The sequence below is a fragment of the Pseudomonas nabeulensis genome, from assembly GCF_004682045.1.
GTDB classification, from domain to species: Bacteria; Pseudomonadota; Gammaproteobacteria; order Pseudomonadales; family Pseudomonadaceae; genus Aquipseudomonas; species Aquipseudomonas nabeulensis.
Genome location: NZ_QUZT01000117.1, coordinates 1 through 9,465, shown reverse-complemented (window position 1 = coordinate 9,465; position 9,465 = coordinate 1). Strand labels below are relative to the sequence as shown.

Sequence of the window (9,465 nt, the reverse complement as noted above, 5' to 3'; positions counted from 1 at the left end):
TAATGTCTTATTTGCTTTCCGCAAAAAATCGCTGGCAAATTCATGATCCACCTTAAGCAAAAGATTCAAAACATCATAAATCTTCCACCGGTGCACACTGGGTGCCTGCGCGATCAAGCACAAATGCTCACGCAAGGCCGGAACATACTCAAGGAACTTCTTGTCCTCCACCAGCCAGAAAAACCCGGAGATTTCAAAGGGGCGACTGTTCGATAACTGAATGATCGTTTTAATCGGTTCAACAATCTCGGCTCTTGCGGCCTCTCCCGCTCCCCTGTCAGACAAACGGGTGAAGTAACCCACCAGCGCAGACAATGCCAGCTTGAACGTGTCGTCATAGCCATGCAGTCTATGAACTTCAAGCCCCTCGACCTGCTGCGGGGAGGACAGCATTTCAGTTAGAGATACCAATCCTTCCCTGTATCCCCAGCTGGTCAACAGTCGTGCCGCCGAGAATTTTATAGCCTCATCGTCGCACGCCAATAACTCGAGGACACCCTCGATTCGGCTCTGCGGTATATCGTCCGCGTCTATATCCGTAGCATCCACCGCATAATCGGCCTCTGGAGGAACGGAATACAATAACGCTTGTACTTCTTTGTTCATGCCGGCTACCTAGTTCTTTACCGTGTTGATATAGCGGGACGGAACACAACCTTTTATCAAGCACTCCCCGTCTCTCGTCGCATTCTCGAGATCCCTCTGGGCAGCCTTCAATCGCCTCTCGCTTTCGGCATTTCCCGTGGCGGTATATTTAACTTGTGCCTGATCTATTTTCTGCTGCAGGGCGGCTTTAACACTTGCATTATCGATAAATTCAACGTTCGTCAATGTACCAGCTTCGATGTCCTTCTGCATTTGCCCCACATCGATAGCGATTTGTTGAGCCCCGTAGTTTTTTGTTTCACCCGCGATAACAGGATCGGTTGTCGAGATATAAGGTGAATTTTTGGAGTTACCCCCTCGAATATGGGACTGAATGGATCCGGTCCCCTCCAGGTTGGCGGGTACGAGCTCATTGTTGGCATTGATGTAGGCTTTGGGCGCGCCTTTTTCATTCAGAGGGGACGAGAAATCGTTATCGCTGCGCAGGACGTACTTGCCGACCGGCGCTTCTTCTGCGGCTCGCACGGCCCAACGCCCCGCAAACCACTCAATCGCTTTGCCGCCCACCAGCCCACCCACCGCGCCGGTCACCGTGCCCAGCGTCGTATCAAACGCCATCTCACCCAATTGCTCAGGGGTGGAGAACACCAGCTTGTCTTCCGCTCGGGCAATGGCCTGCCCCGGAATCGGGCTGGTGAACCAATCGACGCCATCCTTGGCCGACTGCGCAATAGCACCAGGGATCTTGTCGTAGTTGTTGATCAGCCCCTCAAGCCCTGCCGTGAATCGCCCCGGCAACTCGGAGGCGTAGTCCACCACATGCCCGCCGAGGGCATCGGCCTGGTAACCCAATTCATTGGCGGGCGCATAGCCGGTGAATACCAAGTCCCTTGGGTCAACGCCATTGAAGTAGCCGACCAACCCTGCGCGGTACTCGTCCTGCGTCATGCCTTCACGGTAGGCCGTGGCCTGCAGTGAGCGCTCATAGTCGAACATCTCAAGGTTTCGGGACTTATCCAGCTCGTCCATGGCCTTGATGATTTTCTTCTCGCACGCCCCCGCGCCGTCACCAAGTGCACCACAGCCGGCCCTGGCCTTGTCGGCGTCCTTGATTTCACGGTGGGTCAGCCAGTTGAAGGTCGAGGCTTTAAGCGCGATTTGCGACCCCTTTTCCAGGTCGCCGTCGACAGCTGCCGCAGCAACCAGACCGGTCAACTGGGAGAGCATCAACGTAATGTCATCATTGCCCCGTGCGGCCCAATCAAGCTGGTTGATCAGGGCCTCGTTCAGCCCAGCGGCCGCTGCGCCGGTCTTGAAGTCACTGCCGGTGGCTTCGGCCAACAAGCCCCCCATCAAGGCATGCGCGACGATTTTCTGAACGCTGCCATCCGGGAACCTGACGGTATCGCCCACCCAGTTGAAGCCCGTGGCCATTGCCACGTTGCCGGCTTCTCCGAGTAACGCGGCATTGAAGTTGTCGCCGAAGCTGCCGCCCTGGATGGATGTCGATATGCCGCTGGAAATCACCGCCCGAGTGCCGGTGCGCAGGGCGATATCACCGGCGGCCGTCCAGGTGAAGATATCTTTGGAGGAGTTAGTCACCGCCACGGTAGACCCCGCACTCGGGCTCACCCCCTGGACGGTGTTTGTGCTCGCACTGGCGCTGTCTGTGCCACCGAACCAGTTGGTATCGGCGTACTCCAGGGCGCCTGCCGTAAAGCCTGCGACGGCCGCACTTTTCAGGCTGTTGGCGCTGACCGTTTCTTTAAACGCCTTACCCAGGTTGCCTTTGTTGTTGATGGTGCTGGTGACGGCTGTCGTACTCAGGCTGGTGGATACCGCCAGCGTGGCGCCCTGCAAGCCGAAACCCACCGGCCCCATGATCGCCGCCATCATGATCGCAATGGCAATCTTGGCACCGGCACCCAGCCCGGAATTGTCGTACTTGAAGCTGTCGTGAATCTCTTTGACTTGGCGCCAATCAATATCCCCGCGCGCCTCGGCTTGTTTGAGCCACGCCAGGTTCGGATCAGCCTTGACCATCGCATCCACGGTCTGGCTGACCGTCTGCTGGTCAACCTGTTTCACATCGATGCGAATGCCTTCGGCTGCCTTGATAACCAGTTGCCCCTGGGCAACCAGTTCGCTCTGGCGCAGGGTTTCATCGGTGTTGCCTTTGCCTTTGGCGCTGAACCACGAAAGGTCACTCTTGCTCTTGGTGTGGCTCTCGTCGTGCAGGTCCTTGACCCCGGCGAAGGTAATCGCGCCACCACTGTCGAGGATGATGTCGTTGCCGCTGTTGAGCCTGGCGACTTCGTACTGCTGATCACCGCCACTCTTGAGCGTCAGGTGGCCGCCGGTCTTGATCTCTGTGCCGATCTGGGTGGTGCGGGTGACGTCATCGGTCTGCGCTTTTTTCGCACCCCAACTGCCCTTCTGTTTCATGTCATACAGCGTGTGCGTACTGTTCTCGGCCGCCAGCAGATTTATCTGCTCGCCGCTGTACAAATACGCCTCATTGCCCGCGCTGATCCTGCTGGCGATCAGCGTCGTATCACGCCCGGCCTGGCTGGTGAAATTCGCACCGGCGGTCAGTACGCTGGCGACTTGGGTGGTCTGGTCATCCTCGGTCTTGATGCGTTGTTTGCCGTGCTTTTCCTTGCCTTCGACGTTGTGGATATCGCTGACCGACGTCACGTTAAAATCGCGTCCGGCCTCGATATTCAAGTCGTTGCCGGCGGTGGCGTTGCTGCCGATAACGGTGATGTCCTGCCCGGCCTTCATGTTGAGGTTATTGCCCGCCGTAACCGTGGCAGCGATGTTCTTCACGTCGGTGGTGATGCTGGATTTATGCCCGCCGTCGCTGAACTCATGCTTGACGCTCGTATCGCTGACGGCCATCAAGTTGAGGTCACGGCCCGCCGTGAGAGTGGCGTCATTGCCTGCCGCGAGCGCACCCCGGTTGATCAGGTCGCGACCGGCTTGCATCGTGAGGTCTTGGCGCGCGCTGATGGTGCTGGTGCTGGCATCGGTGAGGGTGCGCATGCCAGCACCGTCACGCACTTGAATCGCGGTGCTGTCGTTGGTGATATCGCCCTGGACGGCGGCGAGTTGGACGTGGCTGCCGCGAATCTCGCCGGCCATGGCATTGCGGATGCTGTCCTGGGCCAACAGGCCGAGGTTGTTGCCGGCCTCGACCAGGCCGCCGTTGTAGATATTGGCGTTGCTGACGGCGGTGAGGTTGTTGCTGGCCCGCAGGGTGCCGACGTTGAGCAAGTCGCCGCCGGTGACGAGGTTGAGGTCGCGCCCCTGGATCAGGCTGCTGCCACGCACGTTGCGCGATTCGGCCTGGGCCAGGTAGAGCACCGGCACCAGCACGCTCTGGCCGTCGACCACACGCTTTTCCATCCACACGATATCGTGGGTCAACGCGCCCACTTGCTCGCCGGTGAGGGACACGCCGACGCTCAGGCTGAGGGCGTCTTTGCTGGCGAGGGCGTTGTCCATCAGGTAACGGAATTGGTCGGCGTCGCTTTGCAGGTCGCTGTCGAGGAAACGCTGGCCGGTCCGCGCCAGCACGGCGTCGCGAATCAGGCGGGTTTCGTATTGCCCGTCACCCAGGCGACGCCACGCGTTGTCGGCGCTGTAGCCAAGCTTGCCGAGCATGTAGTCGGAGCTGAAGAAGCCCGCCGCGCTGGTAAACGCCGGGTTGGTCTCGATCAGGTAATGGCTGGTGGGGTCGAGGTTTTTGACGAACATTCCGTAATCGCCCTTGGGCAATTGGAAGTACGGCGAAGTGGTGGGGTCGACCACCGTGAACGCTGCACCGCTGTCGTCGGCATGCTTGTTGAGGTTGATATCGATGCCGCCAGCGGGGATGCCGGTCTGGTCGTTGTCGAGGCTGCCGGTCAGTTGTTCTTTCTGGTTTTCCAGCAGCGTGCCGTTTTGCACCTTGTTGCCGACTTTGGACAGGTCGACGGTGCCACCGGCTTGCAGGGTGGCGCTGTAGGCGAGGCCATCGTTGACGGTCCAGGTGGTGACGTTGCTTTCTTCTACAAAACGGCTGTCGCTGGACTTGGCCTTGAGTGCGGCAAAGCTCGCCGCGTCAAAGCCGCCCGCTGCGACGGCGGCATTGAAGGCCGGGATGTCGACGCGTTCAACCTGGTTCCATTCGCCCTTCGCAATTTTGCCGGGCGTGCCGATAACGATGGTGTTCTGCCCGGTGCGGGTGGCGGCGCCCTGGTTGAGCAGGTTATTGGCGACGATGGCGAGGTTGCCGTTGGCCGCCAGCAGGCTGTAGCGGTTCTGCACGGTGTCGCCCTGGATCAGCAGGTCTTTGCCCGCCACCAGACGCGCCGGTGCCGAGTCCTTGATCGCCGACTCCAGGAACGTCTGGTGGATATTCACCTGACCACGCTTGAACCAGTCATGGCCGCCGCAATGCTGGCCGCAGCGCCATTCCACCGTGCCGGCGGTCACGGTTTTCACCAGCTCGAATTCGGCCTTGCCGTTCTCCACAACCGCGGCGTTGATGCCGATCGCGCCTTCGGCTTCAACCGTGCCGGACAGGTTGCTGAACGCCGCCGCTTGCCCGCCATCCTGCGCGGCAAACGTCAGGTTGCCTTGGGTGTAGACGTCGCCATAAGCGTTGTTGAAACGGTTGCCGCGCAGCGTCAGGTCGCCACCGCTGAACAGCAGCGAGTCCGCGCCATTGGTGATGCCTTGGGTGGCGGTGAGATTCACCGGCCCCAGGGCGCCAAGGGTGCCACGGTTGTTGATCTGCGCCGCCGCAATATCCAACTGCTGGCGCGCCGTGAGGAAGCCGAGGTTGTCGAGGGTGCCGCTCAGGTTGAGCTGAGTGTTGATGGCCGCCATGCGCCCGCCATTTTGGCTGACGTTATTGGCCACCACCGAGAGTTTTTGCAGGGCCGTCAAACGACCACTGTTGGTCATGTCGCCGCTCAGGGTGATATCCAGGTCGCCGCCGCTGACCACTTCGCCGCCGTTATCGAGGCTGATGGCGTTGAGGCTATTGCCCGTCGCGCCCAAGCCGCGCAGTTGACCGCCCGCGCTGTTATCCACATGGCCACCGGCCAGGGTAAAACGCTCGCTGGCTTCAACCAGGCCGCCTTGGTTGGTGAAGGTGTCGCGGGCGGTCAGGTTCAGGCGCTTGCCGCTGATCTGGCCGTCGGCACTGTTATCGAGGGTATCGCCGGTGAGGGTCAGTTGTTCCTGGCCGTGCAAGGCGCCGCCACGGTTGTTGATCGCGTCGGCAGTGACGGTCAGGTCGCTGGCGACGATTTGCCCGCCACGGTTATCCACCGACCCGCTGTCGAGGGTGGCGACCTGGCCTTCACCGAAGCGAATCAACCCGCCCATATTGACGATGGCCGGCGCGCTGATCGCCAGGTTTTGCAGGCCATAGATCCGGGCGATCTCGCCCTGGTTGGTCAGCTTGGCGGTGCTCACGCTGACGGTCTTGCCCTGGATCACCGCGCCTTGGTTGGTCAGCGCCTGCGCGGCGGTGATCGCCAGGTTGCGGCTGGCCAGGAGGTTGCCGCTGCTGTTCACGGTTTGTGCATTTACCACCAGATCGCCACTGGCATTGCGGCTGTTGTCCGCCTGCACGCCAGCCTCGATGATGCCCGCGTTGGTCACGGTGGCCGCGTTGAGTTCAATGCGCTGGCCGGCCGCCACGCTCTTCTGGTTGACCAGGTTTTGGGCGCTGGTCAGTTCCACATTTCCGGCGGCGTAGACCTTATCGGTCAGCTCGATGTGCTGCGCGGTGGCCTTGATGTTTCCCGTGGTTTGAGCCTGCGCCATGCTCAAGCGACCGTTGGCATCGAGTTGAATATCACCGCCACTGGCGGCCAGCGAACCGTCGAGTTTCACGCCCACACCGGCTTCGGTGCCCACCAGTTTGATCGCACCCGCGTACATGCCACCCAGCGCCGAGGAGTCAATGGCCAGTTCAGGTTTGGGGCTGCCGTCATCGGTGCGCACAGTGGTTTTCAGGCTTTGGGCATCGACGTCGTTGCGCCCGGCGATCACCGTCAGTGCCCGCGCATTGATCTGCGCATTGATCTTGGCCGAACGGGTGATGATCTCGAAGTGGTCGACGTTGCTGGCGTTCAAGCCCTCGCCGTCGATGGTCACCGCGCCGCCATCCACTTGGTAGTGGTCCAGGCGACCCACCTTGTCGATAACGGGCTTGCCGGTGGTCAAGGTGGCGCTGGGCGTATTGATGAACCCGCAGCCGTTGCAGGTCACGCCATAGGGGTTGGCGACGATGACTTTCGCCGACTGCCCAGCCACTTCGGTGAAGCCGCGCAACTGGCTCGGGCTGCCGCCGTTGACTTCGTTCAGGATGACGTTAGCCGCACCGCCCTTGAGGTTGGGGTTGCCGACGATGTAACCGCCCAACTGCGTGTTGGTCACCGCCCCGGTGGCGTTGTTGAGAATCACGCCGTTGGGGCCGACGTTGTAGTCCTTGAACTGGTTATGGGACAGCCCGCTGCCGTTGGGTGTCGCGATGTTCACCACCGGCACGCCGTTGCCCGCCTGGCCCACCGTGGTGCCTGGGGCGCTGACCACAATGCCTTCGGCCTGGGCCAGCAGCGGCTGCCAGAACAGCGCGTTGGCCAGGATCAGCGCAAGGCCACGTCGGCACAGGGTTTTCAGGGCAACTACGGGGCGAACGTCCATATTCAAACTCTCAAGGCGGGGCGTTGAATTACAGGTAGAAATCCATGCGGAAGTAGATGGGCGCTTCGCGCTCACTCATCACGGCCGGGCGTTCCAGGGAGTGGGCGAAGGTCACGCTGGTGCTGACGTGCTTGCCACGGACGAACAGCTCCAGGGAGTTGCTCGATACCCGGCCATGCACTTCGCTGTTGTAGCGACCGTGGCTGATCACACCCTGGTCATAGCCGACGCTGGCGCCGTACTCGAAAAACGCCGGGCGCAGCCAGTCCAGGGTGACCGGGCGGGCCCAGCGCAGGTCATTGCGCCAGTAGCCACCGCTGTCGCCCGTCAGTTGCTGGTCCTTGAACCCGCGCACCGACGCCGAGCCGCCCAGGCTCATGCGTTGTGGGCTGAACAGGATGTCTTCACTGCGTTGGCCGGTGGCCAGGCTGGTGAAGCTGAACGACTCGCCCCACAGGGTGAAGGGCTGCAAGTAGCTGACGGTGGCGGTGTATTTGCGATAACGCGCATTCGGCTGGCGATTGCCATACTGGTCGCGTTCGTCCTGGGCTTGGGCGTCGAGCAAACCGATACCGTTCTGCATGCCCAGGTCAAGGTTGACGAACGCATTGGCGATGCGCCGACCATGGTTGATGCCCACTTGGAACTCGCTCAGGCGGTTGCTGCTGAATTCGGTGCGCGTATCGAGGATGTAGTTGTTGGTGCGCAGGTGCGACACGCCGACGTTCACCGACGTCTTGCTGATGTCGTCGCGGTGAATCACCCGCTCGGCACGCAATTGGTGGGTCTGGTTGTCACCGTTCTGCTTGAACTTGAAGCCGTCGGTCACGCCAAAGGTGCGGTAGTCGCTCTCGCTGTAGAGGTAACTGAAGTTCCACCAGCCCCACGGCACGTTGTAGTAGAACATGCTGTTCTTCGAGGTTTTCTGGTGGTCGCTGACGGCGTCGTGGCCGCCGCGCAGTATCAGTTGATCGGCCAGGCCCAGCGGGCTGTCCCACTCCAGGCCTGCGCCCCACTGTTGTTCGCCGGTGCTTTTCTGGCCGTCGTTATTACGTGACAGGCCGGCGCGCCAGGGCTTTTGCGGCACGTTCTTGACCAGCACTTCACTGCCGCCGATCTGGCTGCCGGGGGTCAGCGCCATCTGCGCCTGCCGGGACGGCAAACGGCTCAGTTGATCCACCAGTTGCTCGACTTCCCGCAGGTTCAGCGCCTCACCCACTTTGCCGGGAAATGCCATGGCCAGCTCACGGTCGGTCACCGTGCTGCCCTCGGCCGCCTTCACGCCTTCGAGCTTGCCTTCCACCACCAGCACTTGCAGGTGCCCGCTGGACAGGTCCTGTTGCGGCAAGTACGCACGGCTGGTGACACGGCCCTTGGTGATGTATTCGTCGGTGATGACCTTGAGCAGTTCGTTGAGCTGCGCAACGCCCAGGCACTGGCCGATATAGGGTTTGAGCAGCCGCGCACGGTCAGCGGCGGACAGGCTGTCGGCGCCCTTGAGTTCGATGTCCTGGATGGGGAAGCAACGGGTGTCCGTCGGCAATGCCGGCGCCTGGGACCTGGTGTCTTTGCCGGGTAGATCCTGCAACTCGTCGAGACGTCGACGCTGTTCTTCAAGGAGACGGTTCTGGCGGTCGCGGATCAGGTCTTGATCCCCTGGCGTAGGCGCCGCCGTGGCACTGTTAGCGCTTAAATACGCGAGCAGGAAAGTGCACAGGAAATACCGAGTCCGTGGCGATAACAAAGACATGTTCGATCCATCGAAAATCAAGGGGCGGCAAACTAACACCGAACTTCCGACTACCCAAGGAGTTGGGTTAGTTGTACATTCGTACCAATTAGTCTTTTAACCGGTTGATTAATAACAATAAAAAATCATCAAAAAGAGTAAAGGCTTGTCTTGGGAATTATTATTCCGACAAGCGGCAGCCGTTTTGATAGCGATTCGTCGGAGAACTTGAAAGTTGCCATTAGTTGGCCAGCAAGTTGTTTCCGAGACAGCTTAGTACCGGAAAAAGCAGAAAAGTTCGCGGAGGTTTTGTGAATTGGATCCCATTTGTGGGGTTAACCTGAGAAGAGGGTAAGCCTGGTTTGTGTGGTAGCGGGCTTGCCCTAATGCCTGTCAGTTAAGGAAACAGCAGATGAGCGGCTTTC

The 9,465-nt window shown here is 60.3% G+C and carries 3 protein-coding genes; all 3 read right to left on the bottom strand.

The window, feature by feature from the left end:
- The coding region (locus DYL61_RS30590; RefSeq protein ID WP_135311487.1) for a hypothetical protein at positions 1-606 on the bottom strand (606 nt) is incomplete at its 3' end.
- 9 nt (positions 607-615) lie between these two features.
- Positions 616-7,311, bottom strand: a complete 6,696-nt coding sequence (locus DYL61_RS30585; RefSeq protein ID WP_135311486.1) for a two-partner secretion domain-containing protein — start codon at positions 7,309-7,311, stop codon at positions 616-618.
- Positions 7,312-7,339: 28 nt separating this feature from the next.
- The gene (locus DYL61_RS30580; RefSeq protein WP_135311485.1) at positions 7,340-9,061 is read right to left on the bottom strand and encodes a ShlB/FhaC/HecB family hemolysin secretion/activation protein; all 1,722 of its coding nucleotides are present in this window, start codon (positions 9,059-9,061) and stop codon (positions 7,340-7,342) included.
- Positions 9,062-9,465 lie beyond the last annotated feature (404 nt).

Excerpts from the sequence above, each read along its gene's own strand:
- DYL61_RS30585 (WP_135311486.1), bottom strand. The coding sequence starts at position 7,311 with ATGGACGTTCGCCCCGTAGTTGCCCTGAAAACCCTGTGCCGACGTGGC.
- DYL61_RS30580 (WP_135311485.1), bottom strand. The coding sequence starts at position 9,061 with ATGTCTTTGTTATCGCCACGGACTCGGTATTTCCTGTGCACTTTCCTG.